This window comes from Pseudomonas fluorescens (assembly GCF_902498195.1).
Classification (GTDB): domain Bacteria; phylum Pseudomonadota; class Gammaproteobacteria; order Pseudomonadales; family Pseudomonadaceae; genus Aquipseudomonas; species Aquipseudomonas fluorescens_BU.
The window spans coordinates 247,836-270,145 of record NZ_CABVIY010000006.1 but is presented as its reverse complement, the minus strand read 5'-3'; the positions used below and the strand labels follow the sequence as shown (position 1 = coordinate 270,145).

The window sequence follows — 22,310 nt, the reverse complement described above, 5'->3', positions numbered from 1 at the left end:
GCACCGATTGGCAGAATGTACAGGCTTCGGCTCAGTTTTCACCTTCAATTGACAGACCCGCAAGGGAAAAATGCAAGCACTCGATCCATAAAAATCAATCACCGACCCTGGTCGCGTAGAGCTTGCGAGTCATAAAAACAATGAAAATGCTGAAAACCCAAGTGGCCATTATTGGCGCCGGCCCCTCCGGTCTGTTGCTCGGTCAATTGCTGCATAACGCCGGCATCGACACCCTGATTCTTGAACGGCAAACCCCGGATTATGTCCTCGGGAGGATCCGTGCCGGGGTCCTTGAACAGGGCATGGTAGAGCTGTTGCGCCAGGCCGGTGTGAGTCAGCGGATGGACACCGAAGGGCTGGTCCACGGCGGCTTCGAACTGGCCCTCGACGGGCGCCGGGTGCACATCGATCTGCAAGCCCTGACGGGGGGCAAAACCGTGATGATCTATGGCCAGACCGAGGTCACCCGCGACCTCATGGCCGCTCGTCGGGAGGCGGGCGCGCAGACGATTTACCAGGCCACCGACGTGGTTCCACACGGCATGAAAACCGACGAAACCTTCGTCACGTTCGAGAAGGATGGCGAGCGCTACCGCCTCGATTGCGATTACATCGCCGGGTGCGACGGTTTCCACGGCGTGGCGCGTCAATCAATTCCCGCCGAATGCCTGAAGGTGTTCGAACGGGTCTATCCATTTGGCTGGCTCGGGATCCTCGCCGACACCCCGCCGGTCCACGAGGAATTGGTCTACGCCCGCCACGAACGCGGTTTCGCCCTGTGCAGCATGCGTTCGGCGACGCGCACCCGTTATTACCTGCAAGTCCCGGCCGATGAAAAGGTCGAGGACTGGTCGGACGAACGCTTCTGGGACGAACTCAAGGCTCGCCTGCCACAGGCCCTGGCGCAAAACCTGGTGACCGGTCCGTCCATCGAGAAAAGCATCGCGCCGCTGCGCAGTTTTGTGGTCGAACCCATGCAGTACGGGCGGATGTTCCTGGTCGGCGACGCCGCGCACATTGTCCCGCCCACTGGAGCCAAAGGCTTGAACCTGGCGGCCAGCGATGTGAGCACGTTGTTCAATATCCTGCTGAAGGTCTATCGCGAGGGCCGAGTCGAACTGCTCGAAAAGTACTCCGCCATCTGCCTGCGCCGAGTGTGGAAAGCCGAGCGGTTTTCCTGGTGGATGACTTCGATGCTGCACCGGTTCGACGAACACGATGCCTTCAGCCAGCGCATCGCCGAGTCGGAGCTCGATTACTTCGTCGACTCCGAAGCAGGTCGAAAAACCATTGCAGAAAATTACGTCGGGCTTCCTTATGAGGCTATCGAATAGCCTACTACCGACTTACACTGGCGAGCATCCCCGCTCGCCCTTGCCTCTGGCGGGATCATTACCACCCGCAGGTTCTCCCGTGACCAATCTCAACCAGCCTGAAACGCCCAGACCGGCCATCCGCAGCGTGCTGATTGCCCTGATGCTGGCGATTTTTCTCGGCGCGCTGGACCAGACCATCGTTGCCGTGTCGATGCCGGCCATTTCCGCGCAGTTCAAGGATGTCAGCCTGCTGGCCTGGGTGATTTCCGGCTACATGGTGGCGATGACCGTGGCCGTGCCGATCTACGGCAAGCTGGGTGATTTGTACGGTCGACGCAAGTTGATGCTGTTCGGCATGGGCCTGTTCACCCTGGCGTCGCTGTTCTGCGGCCTGGCCCAGAACATGGAGCAACTGGTACTGGCGCGGATTTTCCAGGGCATCGGCGCCGGCGGGATGATTTCGGTCAGCCAGGCGATCATTGGCGACATCGTGCCGCCGCGCGAACGGGGTCGCTACCAGGGCTATTTCAGCAGCATGTACGCGGTGGCCAGCGTGGCCGGCCCGGTACTCGGCGGGTACATGACCGAATACCTGTCCTGGCGTTGGGTGTTCCTGATCAACCTGCCGCTGGGCCTGGGCGCCTGGCTGGTGGCCAATCGCAATTTGGTGGGGCTGCCGATTCCCCAGCGCAAGCCGGTCATTGATTACCTTGGCACGCTGCTGATGATCATCGGTCTGACCGCGCTGTTGCTCGGTATCACCGAAGTTGGCCAAGGGCATTCCTGGCGCAGTAGCGAAGTGCTCGGCCTGCTGGCCTGTGCGGTCATGGTGCTGGCGTTGTTCGTCTGGCATGAACGTCGCGCGCGCGAGCCCTTGTTGCCGATGCACCTGTTCGCCAACCGCAACGCCCTGTTGTGCTGGTGCACGATTTTCTTCACCAGTTTCCAGGCGATTTCCCTGATTGTGCTGATGCCGCTGCGCTATCAGACCGTGACGGGCGCCGGTGCCGATGCCGCCGCCCTGCATTTGCTGCCGCTGGCGATGGGGTTGCCGATCGGTGCGTACTTCGCCGGGCGCCGCACGTCGGTGACCGGTCGCTACAAACCGCAGATTCTCAGCGGCGCGATCCTGATGCCGATCTCAATCCTTGGCATGGCCTTCAGCCCGCCCCAGGCCCTGGTCCTGAGCAGTCTGTTCATGTTGCTCAGCGGCATCGCCTCGGGCATGCAGTTCCCAACCTCGCTGGTGGGCACGCAGAATGCCGTGGAGCAGCGCGACATCGGCGTCGCCACCAGCACCACCAACCTGTTCCGCTCGCTGGGCGGTGCGGTGGGAGTGGCGTTGATGTCGGCCCTCTTGCTGGCGTTGTTGCAGGATTCCAGCTTCGCGCACCTGGCCGGCTCGTCGCTGATCAATGAGGGGCATTCGGGGAATGTCCTGCTGGATGGCCTGAATGCCGCGCCGGGGGATGCCCAGGATGCCTTGCGCGCCGAGCTGCTGTTGACGTTCCGGCATTTGCTGATGGTCAGTGCGGCCGTGTCGCTGCTGGGGCTCGCGGCGGCGATTGCGATGCCCAACAGGTTGTTGCGGGGGCGGGAGCATAAGGCTCGGTAGATAGACCGCGTCGCCACCCTTCGCGAGCAAGCCCGCTCCCACAATGGATCTGTGTCCTATACGGATTCATTGTGGGAGCGGGCTTGCTCGCGAAGGCGTCAGGCCAGACACCGCAGAAATCAAGGGCTGTAATACCCCACCGCGACCAGGAAATGCCCGACCTTCTTCAGGTACGCATGCTTGTCCTCGACCTTTCCGGTCACCGGGTTCTTCCAGCGATATTCATACTCGCCGTAATCCTGCTGGCTGATCAGTCCCAGGATCGGCTCGCCCACCGGCTTGCCTTCCGGGTCCTTGATCTTGCCGAAATCGGTGTTGATCAAGCGCAGGTTGGTGCCGTGGGCGACGTAGCGCCGGGTGTTCAAGTCGACGACGAACACATACAGGTCATCCTGCAGGTAGCCGCCCTTGAGTGAGTTGATCGCCGTCAGGGTGCCCTTTTCATCCTTGGCCAGGTCGGTCGCCGCTTTATTGAGCAAGGCCATGGCCTGTTCCGCCGACGCCCGTGGCAGGTAATAGCCCACCGCGAGAATGCGCTGGCCGACGCGCTGGTAGTACACGTGCTTGCGCTCGACCTTGCCGTCGGCCCAGTTCTGCCAGCGGTATTCCGCCTGCTGGATCCCGTTGCCTTCCGGCACTTTCAGGGCGTCCTTGAAGGTTTTCTGCAAATCCGGCCCGAGGACCTCCGACACGTCACGACCGATCAGCGCCGCGGACGGCCCGCCGCTGGCCAGCATCACGCCCTTGGTGTCGACCACGAAGACATAGCGGTCCTTGTCGACGAACTCTCCCTGACGGCTGAAGGCGGCGAAGGCTTTGTCGCCGTTGTCGTGATAATACGCCAGGGCTTTTTCCAGCAAGGCGATGGCGGCCTGACTGTCCGCCTTTTCCGTCCCGGCGGCCTGAACCTGGCCCAGGCCCACTAAAAACACGCCGCCCAGCAAGGCCAGCCTATGCAGAAACCCCATTGCGCATCCCCTCGTTCCTGTTGGTGTTTCAAGAGCGTAGACGGCAATGGGGCATGTATGGATATTCAGCGGATCGCCGTGCGCAAGCCATTCATTCCCGGCACCGCCGAGAATGAATGAAGGTTTACTGACGGGCGCGCAATTGCTGCTGCAAGTTCTGGATCTGCGCCTGAAGGGTATTGATGTTGCGGGTGACCTGGCCACGGAAGGCGTCGAATTCCGCGGTATTGGTCGAGCCTTGGGCCGGGCGATTATCCTGTTCGCTCTTGAGCACCACGATCTCCTGTTCCAGGCGATCGATGGCGGCGTTCGGGTTGCCTTGTTTTTTCAATGCGCTGATGTCGGCGCCCAGGCTTTTGAGCTGGGCGTCGAATTTCTCGGTGTCCGCAGGGGCGCTTTTCAGCGCGGCCACGTCGCCGATCAAGACTTTGACCTGGGCCTGCAATTGCGTGTTGATGGCCTGGTGCTCGGTGCCTTGGGTCGTTACCTGCGCCAGACGCTTGTCCAGGTCGCTGGTTTGCGCGGTCATCTGCGCCAGGCGTTTGTCCAGGTCCGAGGTCTGACCGACCACTCCTTGCTGCTGTTTTCCCTGATCCTGCAGTTTGCTTTCCAATTGCCTGATTTGCAGCTTCAAGGCTTCGCTGTCGCTGGTGACATTGGTCTGGCTGGCGACCACCTTGCCGGAAATGTCCTGCAAGCGCCCCGCCGCTTCCTCACTGATGCGCGCGAAACTTTCCTGGGTCGCCACCAGTTGCTGCTCCATCAGCGAAATCTGCTGGAAGCTCCACCAGGCCAGACCCGCGAACGCGAACAGCAACGCGCCGACCAACGCCCACAACGGCCCGGTGCTCGGGCCCTTGACCTTGACCACGGGCGCTGTCCGCGAATGAACTGACGTGCGCGCGGTGGGTACATAGTCATCGTCGTCGAGGCTGTCGGCACGCAGGCTTGGTACATCATCGAAGTCGTCGTTGGCATCGTTACGCATGGACATTGAGTCAACCTTTGGGAAACGGTGATGGCTTGATGCGGCGAGTATAACCCCCACTGCCGCACCGATTGACCCTCAACCCCGGAGTCGGTTCAGTGTGGGGCCGTTCAGCGAATCGACTGGGCCTTCCACCAGCCGCAGAACTCATCGAGGGCGGTCCACAGGCTCACCTTCGGGTCGTAATCGAGATAATGCCGGGCGCGGCTGATGTCCAGGGTGAAATTTTTGTTCATGACCTGCATGCCCAATCGCGACAGGGTCGGTTCGGGGCGACCCGGCCACAGTTTGCACGCCCCTTCGTTGAGCGCGGCGACGCTGTAAGCCAGGCCGTAGGAACGGTAGCGCGTCACCTGGGGAACTTCCATTTTTCGCATGACGTAATTGACCACGTCCCACAGCGGAATCGGCGTTCCGTTGCTGATGTTGTACACCTTGCCCAGGGCCGAGCCACTGGCCAGCAAACCGCTGAGCAGCGCTTCATTGAGGTTTTGCACGCTGGTGAAGTCAGCCTTGTTCAGGCCGTTGCCGATAATTGCCAGGCGCCCCTTGCGTTGCATGTTGAGCAGGCGCGGGAAGATGCTCATGTCACCGGCACCGGTGACGAAACGCGGACGCAGGGCCAGGGTTTCGAGGCCGAATTCCTGGGCGCCAAAGACCTTTTGCTCGGCCAGGTACTTGGTCGCGGCGTAGGGATGCTTGAAGCGCTTGGGCACCTGCTCTTCCGTCAGGCCCACGTGATCGCGGCCATCGAAGTAGATCGATGGCGAGGACAGATGCACCAGCCGGCGCACCCGCTGTTTCAGGCAGGCCTCGACCACGTTTTCAGTGACCTGGACGTTGCCCTGGTGAAAGTCCTGATAGCGTCCCCACAGGCCAACGGCACCGGCGCAATGCACCACGGCCTCGACGTCGGAACACAGCTCGCGGGCCAGTTCCGGGTCGCTCAGGTCACCCTGGACGAATTCGGCGCCACGGCGCACCAGATGTTCCACCGCTTCGGCCCGACGACCGTTGACCCGCACGTCCAGGCCCTGCTCCAGGGCGAAACGCGCAAAGCGCCCGCCGATGAAGCCGCTTGCGCCGGTGACCAGAATTTTCATGTTGTGCTCCGAATATTTCGATGTGCGCTTTGCATATTGCGTAGGGCGTGAGGTCTTGACGCTGCCTGTCAGTCCAACGGCACCAGCCATTGCTTGGATGCGTGCACCAATTGATCGGTGAGCAAGCCCAGCAACTGGCCGCCATTGCGCCAATGATGCCAGTAGAGCGGCACGTCGATCGGCTTATCTGGCAAAAGCTCCAGCAACGTACCGCGCGCCAGTTGTTCACGAACCTGTAGTTCCGGGACCAATCCCCAGCCAAGACCGGCTTCCGTGAGGCGGATGAAGCCTTCGGACGATGGGCATAAATGGTGTTCGAAGCCGCCGTCGACCCCGAGTGACGCGAGGTAGCGGTGCTGCAGGAAATCATCCGGGCCAAACACCAGGGCCGGGGTACGGGCCAACTGGTCGGCGCGCACGCCCTGTGGAAAATGCCGGGCGATAAAGGCCGGGCTGGCCAACGCGCGGTAGCGCATCGCCCCCAGCAACACGCTGCGCGCGCCGGCCACCGGGCGTTCGCTGGCACACAGGCAGGCCGCCACTTCTCCGGCGCGCATGCGTTTGAGGCCGACCGTCTGGTCTTCCACAATCAGGTCCATCAGCAAATGCTGCTGCGCGCAAAAATCCCCCACGGCCTGCGCCCACCACGTGGCCAGGCTATCGGCGTTCAGCGCGATGCGCAGGCGTTCGGGCAGCCCCTCTTCATCCAGCGCGGGTACCAGCGTCTGCAAATCGCGTTCAAGCAAACGCACCTGCTGCACATGGTTGAGCAGGCGTCGGCCAATCTCGGTCGGGGACGGCGGCGTGCCGCGCACCAGCACCGGCTGGCCGACCCGCGCTTCGAGCAACTTGATGCGCTGGGAAATCGCCGATTGCGACAATCCCAACACCTGCGCGGCCCGTTCGAAACCCGCCTGCTCGACCACTGCGGCGAGGGCAGAAAGCAATTTATAGTCGAACATCAGTTTTCCTAATGAGCGATCAGCACTATTTGTTTTTCTTATACAGCCTGGCACGGGAGAATGGCCAGCAAGAACTCTTGAACAGGATCACCCCCATGGCTGGCGAAACTTCTTTGGCAACGCTGCTGCGCAGCATGAGCCCACAACTCAACGCCGGCGAATATGTGTTCTGCACCCTGCCGGACGGACAGTTGCCTGCCGGCCTGGAGATCATCGGCAGCTTTCGCGAGCAGGAAGGCCTGACGCTGATTCTCGAGCGTGCCCAGGCCGAACGCGCCGGTCTCAGCTTCGACTACGTCGCGGCCTGGATCACCTTGAACGTCCACTCGGCCCTGGAAGCGGTCGGCCTGACGGCCGCGTTCGCCAGTGCCCTGGGCAAGGCCGGGATCAGCTGCAACGTGATCGCCGGCTACTACCACGATCATTTGTTCGTCGGCCAGGCCGATGCCGAACGCGCCCTGCACGTATTGCGCGACCTGGCGGCGAAGGCGGAGTAGACACTATGTGGCAAAGTTATGTGAACGGCCTGCTGGTGGCCTTCGGCCTGATCATGGCGATCGGCACCCAGAATGCCTTCGTGCTGGCCCAGAGCCTGCGACGTGAACATCATTTGCCGGTGGCGGCGCTGTGCGTGGCCTGCGATGCACTGCTGGTCGCCGCCGGCGTGTTCGGGTTGGCGACGGTGCTGGCGCAGAACCCGACCTTGCTGGCGGTTGCTCGTTGGGGCGGTGCCGTCTTTCTGATCTGGTATGGCAGCCAGGCGTTGCGCCGGGCCTGTTCGAAACAGAGCCTGCAACAGGGAGAAAACCAGACCGTGCGTTCGCTGCGGGCTGTCATGCTCAGTGCCTTGGCCGTGACCCTGCTCAACCCGCACGTGTACCTGGACACGGTGTTGCTGATCGGATCCTTAGGCGCACAACAAACCGAGCCAGGCGCCTATGTCGTCGGCGCGGCCAGTGCCTCCCTATTGTGGTTTTTCACCCTGGCCCTCGGTGCCGCGTGGCTCGCCCCGTGGCTGGCAAGGCCCAGCACCTGGCGAATCCTCGACCTGTTGGTGGCCGTCATGATGTTTGCTGTAGCGATCCAGTTGATCACGGCCGGCTGATTTATTCCAAACGGCTCTGGAACCTCTATTCCACACAGTTGTTGCGTGGTTATGCCGCAACCCCGGTGCTATGATCCGATCCGGTGCGCCGCAAAGAGTACAAACTCCCCGGCGCTTGTCTGGCCGCCCGTGATCGGCCTTGCGCCCACCGCAACTGACCTGATTAGGAGAATCATCATGGCTTTCGAATTGCCGCCGCTGCCTTACGCACACGATGCCCTGCAGCCGCACATTTCCAAGGAAACCTTGGAGTATCACCACGACAAGCACCACAACACCTACGTCGTGAACCTGAACAACCTGGTGCCAGGCACCGAGTTCGAAGGCAAGACCCTGGAAGAAATCGTCAAGACTTCCTCGGGCGGCATCTTCAACAACGCCGCTCAGGTCTGGAACCACACGTTCTACTGGAACTGCCTGGCGCCAAACGCTGGCGGTCAACCTACCGGCGCACTGGCTGAAGCCATCAACGCGGCGTTCGGTTCGTTCGACAAGTTCAAGGAAGAGTTCAGCAAGACTTCCATCGGCACCTTCGGCTCCGGCTGGGGCTGGCTGGTGAAGAAGGCTGACGGTTCCCTGGGCCTGGCCAGCACCATCGGCGCCGGCAACCCGCTGACCAACGGCGACACCCCGCTGCTGACCTGCGACGTCTGGGAACACGCCTACTACATCGACTACCGCAACGTTCGTCCGAAATACGTCGAAGCGTTCTGGAACCTGGTCAACTGGAAATTCGTGGCTGAGCAGTTCGAAGGCAAAACCTTCACCGCTTAAGCTCGACGCCAGACAAAAACCCGGCTTTGGCCGGGTTTTTTTATGGGCGCAATAAATCCCCGGTTCACCTGTAGGAGCGAGCATGCTCGCGAAAAACCCGAGGGCGCCGAGGGGTGCCTGATTCAACGCGTCATCGTTCACGACTGTCGCGAGCCTGCTCGCGCCTACAGGGTTATTTTGCGCTGATGAAACCCTCTTCCGATCCCTTGCCCCGTCGCCACAGCCGTCTACCATCAATAAAAGGAAAAAATCTGCACCCCTCCCCTCAAGTTGAAGGACTCGACAACCGACACAGTACTAATCGGACAATTACCCCGGACCACAGCAAATCGGCCAAGCTGCAGGCAAAATCCCTCACGGATGATTGTCCCTTTGACTGCCATCACGGGATTGCCAATACTCATGGCAACTTGATGCTACCCGCACGGAACAAGGAATAGCCCTTTGAAGCTGGAACTCAAGAACAGCTTGTCGGTGAAGTTGCTCCGGGTCGTGCTCCTGTCGGCATTGATCGTCGGCGTGGTCTTGAGCTGCGCGCAGATCGTTTTCGATGCCTATAAAACACGCCAGGCCGTCGCCGGCGATGCCGAGCGCATCCTCGACATGTTTCGCGACCCTTCGACCCAGGCCGTCTACAGCCTGGACCGGGAAATGGGCATGCAGGTGATCGAAGGCCTGTTTCAGGACGACGCCGTGCGTCAGGCCTCCATCGGTCACCCCAATGAAGCCATGCTTGCGCAAAAATCCCGCGAGTTGCAGCAGTCCAACAGTCGCTGGCTGACCGACCTGATCCTGGGCAAGGAACGCACCTTCACCACTCAATTGGTGGGGCGAGGCCCTTACAGCGAGTATTACGGTGACTTGAGCATCACCCTCGACACCGCCACCTACGGCCAGGGTTTTATCGTCAGCTCGGTGATCATCTTCATTTCCGGCGTATTGCGCGCCCTGGCGATGGGGCTGGTGCTGTATCTGGTCTATCACTGGCTGTTGACCAAGCCCCTGTCGCGAATCATCCAGCACCTGACCGAAATCAACCCGGATCGCCCCAGCGAGCACAAGATTCCGCAGCTCAAGGGGCACGAAAAGAACGAACTGGGCATCTGGATCAATACCGCCAACCAGTTGCTGGAATCGATCGAACGCAACACCCATCTGCGCCACGAAGCGGAAAACAGCCTGTTGCGCATGGCCCAGTACGATTTCCTCACGGGTCTGCCAAACCGCCAGCAGCTGCAAACCCAGCTCGACAAGATCCTGGTCGACGCCGGCAAGCTGCAACGGCGGGTCGCCGTGCTGTGCGTCGGCCTCGATGACTTCAAGGGCATCAACGAACAATTCAGCTACCAGACCGGCGACCAGCTGCTGCTGGCCCTGGCCGATCGCTTGCGGGCGCACAGCGGACGCCTGGGCGCCCTCGCCCGCCTCGGCGGTGACCAGTTCGCCCTGGTACAAGCCGATATCGAACAACCCTACGAAGCCGCCGAACTGGCGCAAAGCATTCTCGATGACCTGGAAGCGGCGTTCGCCCTCGATCATCAGGAAATCCGCCTGCGCGCCACCATCGGCATCACCCTGTTCCCCGAGGATGGCGACAGCACCGAGAAACTGCTGCAAAAAGCCGAGCAGACCATGACCCTGGCCAAGACACGCTCGCGCAATCGCTATCAGTTCTATATCGCCAGCGTCGACACCGAGATGCGCCGCCGTCGCGAACTGGAAAAAGACCTGCGCGATGCGTTGGTCCGCGAGCAGTTCTACCTCGTCTACCAGCCGCAGATCAGCTACCGCGATCAGCGGGTGGTCGGCGTCGAGGCGCTGATTCGCTGGCAACACCCGGAACACGGTCTGGTGCCACCGGACCTGTTCATCCCGCTGGCCGAGCAGAACGGCACCATCATTGCCATTGGCGAATGGGTGCTGGATCAAGCCTGCAAACAGTTGCGCGACTGGCATGACCAGGGCTTCAGCGACCTGCGCATGGCGGTGAACCTGTCCACCGTGCAGCTGCACCACGCCGAGTTGCCGAGGGTGGTGAACAACCTGCTGCAGATGTATCGCCTGCCACCGCGCAGCCTGGAGCTGGAGGTCACCGAGACCGGCCTGATGGAAGACATCAGCACCGCCGCCCAGCACTTGCTCAGCCTGCGCCGCTCCGGTGCACTGATTGCGATCGACGACTTCGGTACGGGTTATTCATCGCTGAGTTATCTGAAAAGCCTGCCGCTGGACAAGATCAAGATCGACAAGAGCTTTGTGCAGGACCTGCTCGATGACGACGACGACGCGACCATCGTTCGCGCCATCATCCAGCTGGGCAAGAGCCTGGGCATGCAGGTGATTGCCGAGGGCGTGGAGACCGCCGAACAGGAGGCCTACATCATCTCCGAAGGCTGCCATGAAGGTCAGGGTTACTTCTACAGCAAACCCCTGCCGGCGCGGGAATTGGGCGCCTACCTCAAGCAAGCCCAGCGCAGTAACGCCGCGATTCTGTAAATGCCGTTACCCCTGTAGGAGCGAGCCCTGCTCGCGATGGTCGTCAACGATTACGCGTGCTGTCTGAAGGTACGCGGTGTCATTGAGACCATCGCGAGCATGCTCGCTCCTACAGGGGGCCAACGCGGCGGCCCTGTTAATAAGAAATATTTCCAAGCACAACCCTTTACACATAATGCGAAAGATTTGCATTATGTGGCAGTTTTGCGCGCCGTGCGCGCCATACCACCCCCTCTCGAAGCAGGATGTTCGCCATGATTCGTATGCCTCTGGCTACCGCCAGTCTGTTGGCCATCGCAATTTCCCTCGCCGGTTGCGGTGAAGGCAAAGACAAGGAAAAAGCTGCCGCACCTGCGCCGGCTGCCAGCACCGCTGCTGCCCCGGCTGCCCCAGCCGCCGCACCTGCCGCTGCCGGTAAAGTCGATGAAGCCGCGGCCAAAGCCGTTGTCGCTCATTACGCCGACATCGTTTTCGCTGTCTACAGCGACGCCGAATCCACCGCGAAGACCCTGCAAACCGCCGTGGACGCTTTCCTCGCCAAGCCGAACGCCGACACCCTGAAAGCCGCCAAGGCTGCCTGGATCGCGGCCCGCGTGCCTTACTTGCAGAGCGAAGTGTTCCGCTTTGGCAACACCATCATCGACGACTGGGAAGGTCAGGTGAACGCCTGGCCGCTGGACGAAGGCCTGATCGACTACGTCGACAAATCCTACGAGCACGCGCTGGGTAACCCGGGCGCGACCGCCAACATCATCGCCAACACAGAAATCCAGGTCGGCGAAGACAAGGTTGATGTGAAAGACATCACCCCGGAAAAACTCGCCAGCCTCAACGAGCTGGGCGGTTCCGAGGCCAACGTCGCCACGGGCTACCACGCCATCGAATTCCTGCTCTGGGGCCAGGACCTCAACGGCACCGGCCCTGGCGCCGGCAACCGTCCTGCCTCTGACTACCTGGAAGGCAAAGGCGCAACCGGCGGCCACAATGATCGTCGCCGCGCTTACTTGAAGTCCGTGACCCAACTGCTGGTCAGCGACCTGGAAGAAATGGTCGGCAACTGGAAGCCGAACGTGGCTGACAACTACCGCGCCACCCTGGAAGCGGAACCGGCTGAAAGCGGCCTGCGCAAAATGCTGTTCGGCATGGGCAGCCTGTCCCTGGGCGAACTGGCGGGCGAGCGCATGAAGGTTTCCCTGGAAGCCAACTCCCCGGAAGACGAACACGACTGCTTCAGCGACAACACCCACAACTCGCAGTTCTACGATGCCAAAGGCGTTCGTAACGTGTACCTGGGCGAATACACCCGCGTCGACGGCACCAAAATGACCGGCGCCAGCCTGTCGTCCCTGGTGGCCAAAATCGACCCGGCCACCGACACCGCGCTGAAGGCCGACCTGGCCGCGACCGAAGCGAAGATGCAGGTCATCGTCGATCACGCCAACAAGGGTGAGCACTACGACCAGCTGATCGCTGCCGGCAACACCGCAGGCAACCAGATCGTCCGTGACGCCATCGCCTCCCTGGTCAAGCAGACCGGTTCGATCGAAGCCGCCGCAGGCAAGCTGGGCATCGCCGACCTGAACCCGGACAACGCTGATCACGAGTTCTGATCAACGCTGGCTGAACAGAAAGGCGACCTTCGGGTCGCCTTTTTTGTACCCGCCACACCCAGGCCACTGTGGGAGCGAGCAAGCCCGCTCCCACAGGTGTTTGTGGTGTATTCATGAATTGTGCCCCCACATCAAGCAAACGATAATTCCTCTTATTCAAAACCCCCTGCCCTGTTAGACTTTGCGCCCTTGTTTTGCACGTACTGCAGGATGTCTGATGCCCCCGCTGCCTCTTCGCTTGTCCGCACTGTTGCTGGCCCTGGGCCTGAGTGCCTGCGATGACGCCCCGCGTTTTACCCAGGCCGAACCCGGTGAGGCCCGCTCCGGGGGCAGTACGACCGTGCGCAAGACCGATCAGAACGCCTTCTCCCTGCCATCGGCCAACCTGCCGCCCTCGCGGCGTGTGGACTTCAGCGTCGGTAACAGTTTCTTTCGCAATCCCTGGGTGATCGCCCCGTCGACCACCACCGCCCGTGACGGCCTGGGTCCGTTGTTCAACACCAACGCCTGCCAGGGTTGCCACATCAAGGATGGCCGCGGCCACCCGCCGGCACCGGATGCGCAGAATGCCGTGTCAATGCTGGTGCGCCTGTCGATTCCCGATGCCCCGGCCTACGCCAAAATCATCGAGCAACAAGGTGTCGTCCCGGAGCCGGTCTACGGCGGGCAGTTCCAGGACATGGCGGTGCCCGGCGTCGTCCCGGAAGGCAAGGTGCGGGTCGATTACACGCCGGTGCCGGTTCGCTTCAAGGACGGCACCGAAGTCGAGTTGCGCAAGCCGACCTTGAACATCACCCAGTTGGGCTATGGCCCGATGCACCCCGACACCCGTTTCTCGGCCCGGGTTGCACCACCGATGATCGGCCTGGGCCTGCTGGAGGCCATCCCCGAAGCGGCGATCCTGGCGAACGCCGAGGCGCAGGCGAAAGAGAACAACGGTATCGCCGGACGCCCGAACGGGGTCTGGGATGACACCCAGCAGAAAACCGTCCTTGGGCGATTTGGCTGGAAAGCCGGCCAGCCGGACCTCAATCAACAAAATGTTCACGCGTTTTCGGGTGACATGGGCCTCACGACCCGCCTGAGACCCTTTGATGACTGCACCGACGCGCAAACAGGCTGCAAACAGGCACCGAGCGGCAACGGCCCCGATGGCGAGCCGGAAGTCAGCGATAACATCCTGCGCCTGGTGCTGTTCTACACCCGCAACCTCGCCGTCCCGGCGCGCCGCGATGTCAACGCGCCGCAAGTGCTGGCCGGCAAGAACCTGTTTTACCAGGCCGGTTGCCAGTCCTGTCACACACCGAAATACACCACCGCCGCCAACGCCGCCGAACCTGAATTGGCCAATCAAGTGATTCGCCCTTACAGCGATCTGCTGCTGCACGACATGGGCGACGGCCTGGCCGACAACCGCACTGAATTCCAGGCCGGCGGCCGCGACTGGCGCACGCCGCCGTTGTGGGGCATCGGCTTGACCGAAGCGGTCAGTGGCCACACACAGTTTTTGCATGATGGCCGCGCCCGCAACCTGCTCGAAGCCGTGCTCTGGCATGGCGGCGAAGCGAAAAAGGCGCAGCAACAGGTTTTGACTTTCAATGCCGAGCAACGCGCTGCGTTGCTGGCGTTCTTGAATTCCCTTTAATACCCATTCCACCCGCGGGAGCCCGACATGTTCCGTCCCAAATTGTTGTTCACCAGCCTTGCCGCGCTTGCCCTGGGCGCCTGCTCGCCACAGGACCCGCAAGCCGTCACGTCGGCGGCCATCGCCAAATCGGTGATTCTGCCGACCTACACCCGCTGGGTCGAAGCAGATCGCCAGCTGGCCGTCAGCGCCCTCGCCTACTGCGAAGGCAAGGAAACCCTCGACACCGCCCGTGCCGACTTCCTGCACGCGCAGAAAGCCTGGGCCGAGCTGCAACCGCTGCTGATCGGGCCGCTGGCCGAAGGCAACCGCGCCTGGCAGGTACAGTTCTGGCCAGACAAGAAAAACCTCGTCGGCCGTCAGGTTGAGCAACTGGTCACCGCGCAGCCACAAATCGACGCCGCGGCGCTGGCCAAGTCCAGCGTTGTGGTCCAGGGCCTGTCGGCCTACGAATACATTCTGTTCGACAGCAAGCCTGACGTGGCCAACGCCGGGCAGAAAGCCAAGTACTGCCCGCTGCTGATCGCCATTGGCGAGCGTCAGAAACAGCTGGCCGAAGAAATCCTCAAAGGCTGGAACAACACCGACGGCATGCTCGCGCAGTTGAGCAAGTTCCCGAACCAGCGCTATGCCGACTCCCACGAAGCGATCGCCGACCTGCTGCGCGTGCAAGTCACCGCCCTCGACAGCCTGAAGAAAAAACTCGGCACGCCGATGGGTCGCCAGACCAAGGGTGTGCCACAGCCGTTCCAGGCCGACGCATGGCGTAGCCAGTCGTCCCTGGCGGGTATGGAAGCCAGCCTCGCGGCGGCCAAAACGGTGTGGGAAGGTGTCGACAACAAAGGGATTCGCGGCCTGTTGCCAAGCGAGCAGAAACCCCTGGCCGACAAGATCGACGCTGCCTATGCCGCCTCGTTGAAACTGTTCGCCAGCAACCAGCGTTCACTGACCGAAATGCTCAACGACGACGCCGGTCGCCAGCAACTCAACGACATCTACGACAGCCTCAACGTCGTCCACCGCCTGCACGAAGGCGAACTGGCCAAGGCGCTGGGCATTCAACTGGGCTTCAACGCCAACGACGGTGACTGATGAGGGCGACTGCCATGCTGCGACGCCAGGCTCTGACTTTAGGTAGTTTGCTGCTGGGAGCAGTGACACTGGGCGGCTGGACGCTGTTCAAGCGCAAGGATCAAAGCCCGCTGCTGCTGTCGGCGCGGGACGATTCCGACGGCAAGCACTATGCCGTCGGCTATCGGCTGGATGGCACCCGGGTGTTTGCCACCCAGGTCGGTCAGCGGTGCCACGACATCATCAATCACCCGACGCTGCCCATCGCGCTGTTTGTCGCCCGACGCCCCGGCACCGAGAGCTACCTGATCGACTTGCGCGACGGCAAGTTGCTGCAAACCGTGACGTCGAAGCCGAACCGGCATTTCTACGGTCACGCGGTGATTCACCAGAGCGGTGAATGGCTGTATGCCACCGAGAACGACACCACCGACCCGGGCCGCGGCCTGCTCGGCGTGTACAGGTTCGAAGGCGAGCGGCTGGTGCACAGCGGCGAGATCTCCACCCACGGCATCGGCCCGCATCAGGTGTCGTGGATGCCCGATGGCGAAACCCTGGTGGTGGCCAACGGCGGGATTCGTACCGAGGCTGAGAGCCGCGTCGAGATGAACCTCAACGCCATGGAACCGAGCCTGGTGCTGATGCAGCGCGACGGCACCCTGCTGAGCAAGGAAACCCTGGCCCAGCAGATGAACAGCGTGCGCCACCTGGGCATCGCCAGCGACGGCACCATCGTCGCCGGCCAGCAATTCATGGGCGCGGCGCACGAACACTCGGAGTTGCTGGCGATCAAGCGTCCCGGCCAGCCCTTCGTGGCGTTCCCGGTGCCCGAGCATCAGTTGCAGGCGATGGGGCACTACACTGCGAGCGTCGCGGTGCACAGCGATTTGCGCCTGGTGGCGTTGACCGCGTCACGGGGCAATCGCTTTTTCATCTGGGACCTGGACAGCGGCGAAGTGCGCCTGGACGCGCCACTTGCCGATTGCGCCGGGGTGGGCGCGGTGGCCGATGGGTTCGTCGTGACCTCGGGTCAGGGTCGTTGCCGGTACTATGATTGCCGCCAGACAAACCTTGTTGCAAAACCGCTGGAGCTACCGGCAGGGCTCTGGGACAACCACCTGCATCTGATCTGAACACCTCGCTCTCTGTAGGAGCGTAGCTTGCTCGCGAAGACGGCCGCACGTTCAACATCGTGTTGACTGACATACCGCCTTCGCGAGCAAGCTTCGCTCCTACAGCGTTGGCGCGGGCCTGTGAAAAGTGCCAGTTGGATTCCCCTTCCCACTCGCGGTAATGTGCCCCACTGTCTCGCCTGATTTTCTCCAAGGAACTGGAAATATGCTGCGTCGCCGCATGCTGATCATGTTGGGTGTTGTGCTACTGATCGTACTGGTGCTGGCCGGGTATAAAGCCTTCTCCATCTACACGATGATCCAGGGCTTTTCCGCGCCGAAACCGCCGATCAGCGTCGCTGTGGCCACGGCCACCGAACAGCCGTGGCAAGCGCGCCTGCCGACGGTAGGCACGCTCAAGGCCCTTCAAGGCGTGGACCTGAGCCTGGAGACCGATGGCACCGTCATAGACGTGCAGTTCGAGTCCGGGCAGAAGGTCAAGGCCGGCCAGCCCATCGTCCGGCTCGACAGCGCCGTGGAAAGCGCCTTGCTCGAAACCGCCCTGGCCGACCTCGGCCTGGCCCAGGTCGATTACGGTCGCGGCAGCCAACTGGTCGGCAGCCAGGCCATTTCCAAGGGCGAGTTCGACCGGCTCTCGGCAGTGCTGAAGAAAAGCAAGGCCACGGTCAATCAGCTCAAGGCTGCGCTGGGCAAGAAAAGCATCCTCGCGCCCTTCAGCGGGACCATCGGCATTCGTCAGGTGGACGTCGGCGACTACGTGGCCACCGGCACCATGATTGCCACCCTGCAAGACCTCAGCAGCCTCTATGTGGATTTTTTCGTGCCCGAGCAGTCGGTCCCGAAGATTGCCGTCGGCCAGCCGGTGCAGATCATTGTCGCGGCGTATCCGGGGCAAGAATTCCCCGGCACCCTCAGTGCGATCAACCCCAAGGTCGAGAACAGCACGCGCAACGTGCAAGTGCGCGCCACCCTGGCCAACCCTGATGGCAAGCTGCTGCCGGGCATGTTCGCCAGCCTTCAGGTCCTTTTGCCCGACCCGCAGCCGCGCATCGTCGTGCCGGAAAGCGCCATCACCTACACGCTGTACGGCAACTCGGTCTACGTCGCCAGCCAGAAGAAAGCCGAAGACGGCAGCCTGGAAAAAGACGACAAGGGCCAGCCGGTCCTGGTCGCCGAGCGACGTTTTGTCGAAACCGGCGAACGCCGCGATGCCAAGGTGATCATTACCAAAGGCGTGCAAAAAGGCGAAACGGTGGTCACCGCCGGCCAGATCAAGCTGGACAACGGTGCGCACATCGCAATCAGCGACGACAAGACTTTGCCCGAACAGAACGGCCAGCCGCGCGCTGACTGATCAAGGAACCCACCATGGCTTTTACTGATCCGTTCATCCGCCGTCCGGTGCTCGCCACCGTGGTGAGCCTGCTGATCGTGCTGCTGGGTTTCCAGGCCTGGAGCAAGTTGCCGCTGCGCCAATACCCGCAAATGGAAAACGCCCTGATCACGGTGACCACCGCCTACCCCGGGGCCAACGCGGAAACCATCCAGGGCTACATCACCCAGCCGATGCAACAGAGCCTGGCCAGCGCCGAGGGCATCGACTACATGACCTCGGTCAGTCGCCAGAACTTCTCGGTGATCTCGATTTACGCGCGCATCGGCGCCAACAGCGACCGCCTGTTCACCGAACTGCTGGCCAAGGCCAACGAGGTCAAGAACCAGCTGCCCCAGGACGCCGAGGACCCGGTCCTGAGCAAGGAGGCCGCCGACGCTTCGGCGCTGATGTACATCAGTTTCTTCAGCAAGGAGCTGAGCAACCCGCAGATCACTGATTACCTGTCGCGGGTGATCCAGCCGAAACTGGCGACCCTGCCGGGCATGGCCGAAGCCGAGATTCTCGGCAACCAGGTCTTCGCCATGCGCCTGTGGCTGGACCCGGTGAAGCTCGCCGGATTCGGCCTGAGCGCCAGCGACGTGACCAACGCGGTGCGCCAGTACAACTTCCTCTCGGCCGCCGGCGAGGTAAAAGGCGAGTACGTGGTCACCAGCATCAACGCCAACACCGAGTTGAAATCCGCCGAAGCCTTTGCCGCCATCCCGCTCAAGGTCGATGGCGACAGTCGCGTGCTGCTGCGTGACGTCGCGCGGGTCGAGATGGGCGCGGAAAACTACGACACCATCAGCTCCTTCGGCGGCACGCCCTCGGTGTACATCGGCATCAAGGCCACGCCCGCCGCCAACCCGCTGGACGTGATCAAGGAAGTGCGCAAGATCATGCCCGACCTTGAAGCCCAGCTGCCGCCCAACCTCAAGGGTGAAATCGCCTACGACGCCACGCTGTTCATCCAGGCCTCGATCGACGAAGTGGTGAAAACCCTGTTCGAAGCGGTGTTGATCGTGATCGTGGTGGTGTTCCTGTTCCTCGGCGCGCTGCGCTCGGTGGTGATCCCGGTGGTCACCATCCCGCTGTCGATGATCGGCGTGATGTTCTTCATGCAGATGATGGGCTACTCGATCAACCTGCTGACCCTGCTGGCGATGGTGCTGGCCATCGGCCTGGTGGTGGACGATGCGATCGTGGTGGTGGAAAACATCCACCGTCACATCGAGGAGGGCAAGACGCCGCTGGACGCCGCCATCGAAGGAGCCCGGGAAATCGCCATGCCGGTGGTATCGATGACCATCACCCTGGCGGCGGTGTATGCGCCGATCGGCTTCCTGACGGGGCTGACCGGGGCGCTGTTCAAGGAGTTCGCCCTGACCCTGGCCGGTGCCGTAGTGATCTCGGGCGTCGTCGCCCTGACCCTGTCGCCGATGATGTGCGCCTTCCTGCTGCGCCATGATGAGAATCCCAGCGGCCTGGCGCATCGACTGGACCTGATTTTCGAAAGCCTCAAGCGCCGTTATCAACAGATGTTGCACGGCACGCTCAATACCCGGCCGGTGGTGCTGGTATTCGCCATCATCGTGCTATGCCTGATCCCGGTGCTGCTCAAGTTCACCAAGTCGGAACTGGCGCCGGATGAGGACCAGGGCATCATTTTCATGCTGGCCAACGCCCCGCAACCGACCAACCTCGACTACCTGAACACCTACACAGACGAATTCATCTCGATCTTCAAGGCATTTCCCGAGTACTACTCCTCGTTCCAGATCAACGGTTTCAACGGCGTGCAATCGGGCATCGGTGGTTTCCTGCTCAAACCCTGGAATGAACGGGACCGGACGCAGATGCAGATCCTGCCCGACGTCCAGGCCAAGCTCGAAGGCATCCCGGGTCTGCAGGTTTTCGGCTTCAACCTGCCGTCCTTGCCGGGGACTGGCGAGGGCCTGCCATTCCAGTTCGTGATCAACACCGCCAACGATTACGAGTTGCTGCTGCAAGTGATGGACCGGGTTAAAAAACGCGCAATGGAGTCCGGCAAGTTCGCCTTTGTCGACGTCGACCTGGCGTTCGACAAGCCTGAAGTGGTGGTGGACATCGATCGCGCCAAGGCCGCGCAAATGGGCGTTTCGATGCAGGACCTGGGCGGTACGCTGGCGACCTTGCTGGGCGAAGCGGAGATCAACCGTTTCACCATTGAAGGCCGCAGTTACAAAGTGATTGCCCAGGTCGAACGACAGTTCCGGGATAACCCGGACTGGCTGAACAATTACTACGTCAGGAACACCAAGGGTGAACTGCTGGCCCTGTCGACCCTGATTACCGTGACCGACCGGGCGCGCCCCCGGCAATTGAACCAGTTCCAGCAACTCAACTCGGCCATTCTGTCCGGGGTGCCGCTGGTCAGCATGGGGGAAGCGATCGACACCGTGCGCCAGATCGCCCGTGAAGAGGCACCGACGGGATTTGCCGTTGACTACGCCGGCGCGTCGCGGCAATACGTGCAGGAAGGCAGCGCGCTGTGGGTCACCTTTGCCTTGGCATTGGCGATTATCTTCCTGGTGCTGGCGGCACAGTTCGAGAGTTTCCGCGATCCGCTGGTCATTCTGGTCACCGTGCCGCTGTCGATTTGCGGCGCACTGCTGCCACTGTTTCTCGGCTGGTCGAGCATGAACATCTACACCCAGGTCGGGCTGGTGACCTTGATCGGGCTGATCAGCAAGCACGGGATCCTGATCGTCGAGTTCGCCAACCAGTTGCGCAAGGACAAAGGGCTGACACCGCGCGAAGCCGTGGAGGAAGCCGCGTCCATTCGCCTGCGCCCGGTACTGATGACGACCGCCGCAATGGTGTTCGGCATGGTGCCGCTGATCATCGCCACGGGGGCGGGCGCGGTCAGCCGGTTCGATATCGGTACGGTGATCGCGACGGGCATGTCGATCGGCACGCTGTTCACATTGTTCGTGTTGCCGTGCGTGTACACCCTGCTGGCGAAACCCGACAAACCTGAGGAACAACACTGATCCAATGTGGGAGCGGGCTTGCTCGCGAAAGCGGTCGAATGTTCAAAGAATATGTCGATTGATCCAGCACTTTCGCGAGCAAGCCCGCTCCCACACTGGATTTCTGTACATCTGAAATCGCGCAACAAAAAAGGCCTCGCGTTTGCGAGGCCTTTTATTTGGGCTTCAATCTTTTCAACTTTGCGGCCTCATTCCTTGAGACAGTCCGAAGATGAACAGCAATAAATCATGATCGGGCTGACTAGCCACGGATGCCTTGGCGACCCGTGGCAACGGGCAATGATCGCCACTCCCTGAAGTCAAAACTTGTGTGCGTGGCTGCTCCCAAGCCGCCACCGCAAGTGAAGCAACTGCCAAGGCTCCTACTAAAAACAAACCTCGCGCAACTTCGAGTTTCATTGCTATAAACCTTTGATAGCGCTGCCAAACGCCGTCTTATAAAAATAGACGAGTTTTCCCCAATCCGTCGGGCTGAACGACGAGTGGCGGCGCAGCTGCTTCATGTCATGGGCCGCCGCTTGCCGTGCGCTCAAACGCTGCCGGCATTTCTCCAGATCGATCAGGGCGACCTCGACCCTGGCCGCCTCACCTTCGCCCGTCACACGGACGAACACATGCTTGATATAGAGGCAACTGTGCTGCCAACGACCCTTGTGCATGCGCGCCAGGTTGTCGGCCAATTCCTTCAGCAATCGGTCGTGTATGGCTTCACCGTGACGCTCGCGAGCGCCAGCGGCGTACCAGTGTTCCAATTCCAAAAAGCCGTCCAGTGACTTGGTCACCAGCAAGGCGCGCCATTTATGCACCGGGTCGCGCTGTGCACCGCAGAAAACGATTTCCGGGACACGAACACCCAGCTTGCCGACGCCAATCAGCGCATCACGTTCGCGCAACACGGTCGGGCGGCCGAACGGGTGCGACAGACTGCGATAGATGTGCCCGGTCTGGCGCTTGGCATAGAGCAGCTGGCCATCACTGCCCATGACCCGCTCCACGCCACTTTCTCCACCGCGACGGACATTGGGCTCTTCAACCCATTCGCCGCGCTGATTCCAGAAAAAGTCGAAGCGGTCCTGAGAAGCGACTTCTGATCCTGCTGCAAACTGCACTGCCATCC

The 22,310-nt window shown here is 61.5% G+C and carries 18 protein-coding genes; 12 read left to right on the top strand and 6 right to left on the bottom strand.

Annotated elements, in window-relative coordinates; translation table 11 throughout:
* Positions 1 to 149 precede the first annotated feature (149 nt).
* Positions 150 to 1,334, top strand: a complete 1,185-nt coding sequence (gene pobA, locus F8N66_RS22670) for a 4-hydroxybenzoate 3-monooxygenase (RefSeq protein WP_191623044.1) — start codon at positions 150 to 152, stop codon at positions 1,332 to 1,334.
* Between the two features lie 79 nt (positions 1,335 to 1,413).
* Entirely contained in the window at positions 1,414 to 2,931 is a 1,518-nt protein-coding gene (locus F8N66_RS22665; protein ID WP_150772299.1) for an MDR family MFS transporter, read from the top strand.
* Positions 2,932 to 3,050: 119 nt separating this feature from the next.
* Here F8N66_RS22665 and F8N66_RS22660 read toward each other — a convergent pair whose 3' ends face one another.
* From F8N66_RS22660 to F8N66_RS22645, 4 genes are all read right to left on the bottom strand, one after another.
* Positions 3,051 to 3,899, bottom strand: a complete 849-nt coding sequence (locus F8N66_RS22660) for a cache domain-containing protein (protein ID WP_150772298.1) — start codon at positions 3,897 to 3,899, stop codon at positions 3,051 to 3,053.
* Positions 3,900 to 4,023: 124 nt separating this feature from the next.
* Positions 4,024 to 4,893 (bottom strand): ATPase, encoded by an 870-nt coding sequence (locus F8N66_RS22655; RefSeq protein ID WP_150772297.1) that lies wholly within the window; start codon positions 4,891 to 4,893, stop codon positions 4,024 to 4,026.
* Between the two features lie 104 nt (positions 4,894 to 4,997).
* Complete coding sequence (locus F8N66_RS22650) at positions 4,998 to 5,990, bottom strand: NAD-dependent epimerase/dehydratase family protein (protein ID WP_150772296.1); 993 nt, start codon at positions 5,988 to 5,990, stop codon at positions 4,998 to 5,000.
* 68 nt (positions 5,991 to 6,058) lie between these two features.
* Positions 6,059 to 6,952: a LysR family transcriptional regulator ArgP gene (locus tag F8N66_RS22645; RefSeq protein ID WP_150772295.1), complete on the bottom strand. Its 894-nt coding sequence runs from the start codon at positions 6,950 to 6,952 to the stop codon at positions 6,059 to 6,061.
* Positions 6,953 to 7,047: 95 nt separating this feature from the next.
* On the opposite strand from F8N66_RS22645, the gene F8N66_RS22640 reads away from it, so the two are divergent.
* The 10 genes from F8N66_RS22640 (at position 7,048) to F8N66_RS22590 (ending at position 21,193) form a co-directional block, all read left to right on the top strand.
* Positions 7,048 to 7,449: an ACT domain-containing protein gene (locus F8N66_RS22640; RefSeq protein WP_150772294.1), complete on the top strand. Its 402-nt coding sequence runs from the start codon at positions 7,048 to 7,050 to the stop codon at positions 7,447 to 7,449.
* 5 nt (positions 7,450 to 7,454) lie between these two features.
* Positions 7,455 to 8,057, top strand: a complete 603-nt coding sequence (locus F8N66_RS22635; RefSeq protein ID WP_150772293.1) for a LysE/ArgO family amino acid transporter — start codon at positions 7,455 to 7,457, stop codon at positions 8,055 to 8,057.
* 177 nt (positions 8,058 to 8,234) lie between these two features.
* A complete protein-coding gene (locus F8N66_RS22630; protein WP_150772292.1) occupies positions 8,235 to 8,831 on the top strand; it encodes a superoxide dismutase in 597 nt (198 codons plus the stop codon).
* Between the two features lie 444 nt (positions 8,832 to 9,275).
* Positions 9,276 to 11,327 carry a putative bifunctional diguanylate cyclase/phosphodiesterase gene (locus F8N66_RS22625; RefSeq protein WP_150772291.1) on the top strand — a complete coding sequence of 684 codons (2,052 nt, stop codon included), beginning with the start codon at positions 9,276 to 9,278 and terminating at the stop codon, positions 11,325 to 11,327.
* Positions 11,328 to 11,581: 254 nt separating this feature from the next.
* Complete coding sequence (locus tag F8N66_RS22615) at positions 11,582 to 12,937, top strand: imelysin family protein (RefSeq protein ID WP_150772289.1); 1,356 nt, start codon at positions 11,582 to 11,584, stop codon at positions 12,935 to 12,937.
* 217 nt (positions 12,938 to 13,154) lie between these two features.
* A complete protein-coding gene (locus tag F8N66_RS22610) occupies positions 13,155 to 14,582 on the top strand; it encodes a di-heme oxidoredictase family protein (protein ID WP_150772288.1) in 1,428 nt (475 codons plus the stop codon).
* 27 nt (positions 14,583 to 14,609) lie between these two features.
* Positions 14,610 to 15,674, top strand: a complete 1,065-nt coding sequence (locus tag F8N66_RS22605) for an imelysin family protein (protein ID WP_150772287.1) — start codon at positions 14,610 to 14,612, stop codon at positions 15,672 to 15,674.
* 14 nt (positions 15,675 to 15,688) lie between these two features.
* On the top strand, positions 15,689 to 16,786 hold the full coding sequence (locus F8N66_RS22600) for a DUF1513 domain-containing protein (protein WP_150772286.1): 1,098 nt from the start codon (positions 15,689 to 15,691) through the stop codon (positions 16,784 to 16,786).
* A gap of 205 nt (positions 16,787 to 16,991) precedes the next feature.
* Positions 16,992 to 18,140: an efflux RND transporter periplasmic adaptor subunit gene (locus tag F8N66_RS22595; protein WP_150772285.1), complete on the top strand. Its 1,149-nt coding sequence runs from the start codon at positions 16,992 to 16,994 to the stop codon at positions 18,138 to 18,140.
* Between the two features lie 14 nt (positions 18,141 to 18,154).
* Positions 18,155 to 21,193, top strand: a complete 3,039-nt coding sequence (locus F8N66_RS22590) for a multidrug efflux RND transporter permease subunit (RefSeq protein ID WP_150772284.1) — start codon at positions 18,155 to 18,157, stop codon at positions 21,191 to 21,193.
* Between the two features lie 174 nt (positions 21,194 to 21,367).
* On the opposite strand, the gene F8N66_RS22585 is transcribed toward F8N66_RS22590, so the two are convergent.
* Both F8N66_RS22585 and F8N66_RS22580 read right to left on the bottom strand, forming a co-directional pair.
* Positions 21,368 to 21,592, bottom strand: coding sequence for a hypothetical protein (locus tag F8N66_RS22585; RefSeq protein ID WP_150772283.1), 225 nt, complete (start codon positions 21,590 to 21,592; stop codon positions 21,368 to 21,370).
* A 2-nt stretch (positions 21,593 to 21,594) separates the two neighbouring features.
* A complete protein-coding gene (locus tag F8N66_RS22580) occupies positions 21,595 to 22,308 on the bottom strand; it encodes a lipopolysaccharide kinase InaA family protein (protein WP_150772282.1) in 714 nt (237 codons plus the stop codon).
* Positions 22,309 to 22,310: the final 2 nt, after the last annotated feature.

Coding starts and splice junctions, on each gene's coding strand:
- F8N66_RS22660 (WP_150772298.1), bottom strand. CDS start 3,899: ATGGGGTTTCTGCATAGGCTGGCCTTGCTGGGCGGCGTGTTTTTAGTG.
- F8N66_RS22655 (WP_150772297.1), bottom strand. CDS start 4,893: ATGTCCATGCGTAACGATGCCAACGACGACTTCGATGATGTACCAAGC.
- F8N66_RS22650 (WP_150772296.1), bottom strand. CDS start 5,990: ATGAAAATTCTGGTCACCGGCGCAAGCGGCTTCATCGGCGGGCGCTTT.
- F8N66_RS22645 (WP_150772295.1), bottom strand. CDS start 6,952: ATGTTCGACTATAAATTGCTTTCTGCCCTCGCCGCAGTGGTCGAGCAG.
- F8N66_RS22640 (WP_150772294.1), top strand. CDS start 7,048: ATGGCTGGCGAAACTTCTTTGGCAACGCTGCTGCGCAGCATGAGCCCA.
- F8N66_RS22635 (WP_150772293.1), top strand. CDS start 7,455: ATGTGGCAAAGTTATGTGAACGGCCTGCTGGTGGCCTTCGGCCTGATC.
- F8N66_RS22630 (WP_150772292.1), top strand. CDS start 8,235: ATGGCTTTCGAATTGCCGCCGCTGCCTTACGCACACGATGCCCTGCAG.
- F8N66_RS22615 (WP_150772289.1), top strand. CDS start 11,582: ATGATTCGTATGCCTCTGGCTACCGCCAGTCTGTTGGCCATCGCAATT.
- F8N66_RS22610 (WP_150772288.1), top strand. CDS start 13,155: ATGCCCCCGCTGCCTCTTCGCTTGTCCGCACTGTTGCTGGCCCTGGGC.
- F8N66_RS22605 (WP_150772287.1), top strand. CDS start 14,610: ATGTTCCGTCCCAAATTGTTGTTCACCAGCCTTGCCGCGCTTGCCCTG.
- F8N66_RS22600 (WP_150772286.1), top strand. CDS start 15,689: ATGCTGCGACGCCAGGCTCTGACTTTAGGTAGTTTGCTGCTGGGAGCA.
- F8N66_RS22595 (WP_150772285.1), top strand. CDS start 16,992: ATGCTGCGTCGCCGCATGCTGATCATGTTGGGTGTTGTGCTACTGATC.
- F8N66_RS22590 (WP_150772284.1), top strand. CDS start 18,155: ATGGCTTTTACTGATCCGTTCATCCGCCGTCCGGTGCTCGCCACCGTG.
- F8N66_RS22585 (WP_150772283.1), bottom strand. CDS start 21,592: ATGAAACTCGAAGTTGCGCGAGGTTTGTTTTTAGTAGGAGCCTTGGCA.
- F8N66_RS22580 (WP_150772282.1), bottom strand. CDS start 22,308: ATGGCAGTGCAGTTTGCAGCAGGATCAGAAGTCGCTTCTCAGGACCGC.